The sequence below is a fragment of the Oleiphilus sp. HI0061 genome (assembly GCF_001635675.1).
Map to the genome: position 1 here is coordinate 1 of NZ_LWFE01001351.1, position 1,323 is coordinate 1,323.

The 1,323-nt window shown below is 45.2% G+C and carries 2 protein-coding genes; one reads left to right on the forward strand and one right to left on the reverse strand.

Annotated elements, in window-relative coordinates; translation table 11 throughout:
• The coding region (locus A3735_RS29810; protein WP_156499806.1) for an FxsA family protein at positions 1 to 511 on the reverse strand (511 nt) is incomplete at its 3' end.
• Between the two features lie 149 nt (positions 512 to 660).
• Here A3735_RS29810 and A3735_RS21320 point away from each other — a divergent pair.
• On the forward strand, positions 661 to 1,323 hold a 663-nt coding region (locus A3735_RS21320; RefSeq protein ID WP_068638592.1), incomplete at its 3' end, for an SDR family NAD(P)-dependent oxidoreductase.

Sequence of the window (1,323 nt, forward strand, 5' to 3'; positions counted from 1 at the left end):
CTTGTTTTATCTCTTGAAACTCACCTTCGGCGATCTCTTCAGGCGGAACGGTACGTTGGGGAAATTCCTGGGCAGAGAAAGGGTCCTTAACCGGCTGCTCCTCCGCCTGAGACGACTGTCTATAAGTTGTCTGGGAATAAAAGCCGCTTTGTGAGGAATTCTGTACCAGATTTTTCGCAATCATCTTGGCAAACGAAGCTCTAAAGCCCGGCGTCAATAAAATAAAGCCAATCGTATCGGTCACAAACCCAGGGGTAAGCAACAATGCTCCCGCGATTGCCAACATCATCCCTTCACCAATTTCAGAGACTGGCATCTGGCCACTTTGCATCTTCTGATTAGCTCTGATAAAGGTACTCAGCCCCTGTTTTTTAAGCAGCGTCACACCTATGACTGCCGTCAATAACACCAGCAACACTGTATAAAAGACACCAATAAATGAGCCCACCTCAATTAATACCAACATCTCAATGATAGGAACAATCAAGAACAGTAAAAATAAAATTTGCATACTTACTCCAAGTCGAGATTTATTAGTACCCGACTGCATTAATCCTTTTTCTTATCCTAACAAGCCATTAAGATAGATTCTCATTTAAGGGTTAGGGGTGATCCCTCGATACCCAACACGCCCCAATCTGGTATTAATATAGGCAGAACATGAAATTACAAGATGCAGTTATTGCAATTACAGGCGGCGCTCAAGGCTTAGGAAGAGAAATGGCTTTAGGCCTTGCTGAAAAAGGAGCTAATCTCGCTCTGATCGACATGAATGCAGAACGTCTTGATGAAACCGCTAATGAGTGCGAAGCACTGGGCGTCACAGCTAAAACCTATGTTTGCAACGTTGCCCAAGAGGCTGACGTAGAGAACACCTTTAATACGATTGAGCGCGATTTTGGAAAGCTGAATGGCCTCGTTAATAATGCCGGCATTCTACGAGACGGTTTATTGCTAAAAGCTAAAGATGGCAAAGTTAGCCAAACCATGAGCCTGCAGCAATGGCAAAGCGTGATCGACGTTAACCTTAGTGGTGTATTCCTGTGTGGCCGTGAAGCTGCCCGCCTGATGGTTAACACCAATTCAGAGGGTTGTATTATTAATATTTCCAGTATCGCCAGAGAAGGCAATATTGGACAAAGTAATTACAGCGCGGCTAAAGCTGGCGTGGTTGCATTAAGCGTCACTTGGGCCAAGGAACTCGCGCGCTATAATATTCGCTCTATGGCGATCGCTCCCGGTTTTATGGAAACGGAAATGACAGCCAGTATGAAACCTGAGGCTCAAGACCATATGAAGAAAGTTATCCCTTTAGGTCGCCCC